This is a genomic window from Nocardia sp. JMUB6875, from assembly GCF_041154655.1.
In the GTDB taxonomy this organism is placed as follows: Bacteria; Actinomycetota; Actinomycetes; order Mycobacteriales; family Mycobacteriaceae; genus Nocardia.
The window spans coordinates 1-223 of sequence record NZ_BAAFGR010000439.1 but is presented as its reverse complement, the minus strand read 5'-3'; the positions used below and the strand labels follow the sequence as shown (position 1 = coordinate 223).

The following is a 223-nucleotide window of genomic DNA, read 5'->3' as shown; positions in this document are numbered from 1 at the left end:
TTTCGGGTCGGCGTTCCAGGCGTTGATCCAGGCTTGGACGTCGGCTTTGAGTTCGGTGACGCTGCGGTGGGCCGAGCGGCGCAGCTTGCGGTTGGTCAGCTCGGCGAACCAACGTTCGACCAGGTTGAGCCAGCTGGCCGAGGTCGGAGTGAAATGCACGTGGAAGCGTGGGTGACGCAGCAGCCATTTCTTGACCGCGGGGGTCTTGTGGGTGCCGTAGTTG

General features: G+C 63.7%; 1 protein-coding gene. It reads right to left on the bottom strand.

The window, feature by feature from the left end:
• The coding region (locus ACAM49_RS40430; RefSeq protein WP_369640773.1) for a transposase at positions 1-223 on the bottom strand (223 nt) is incomplete at both ends.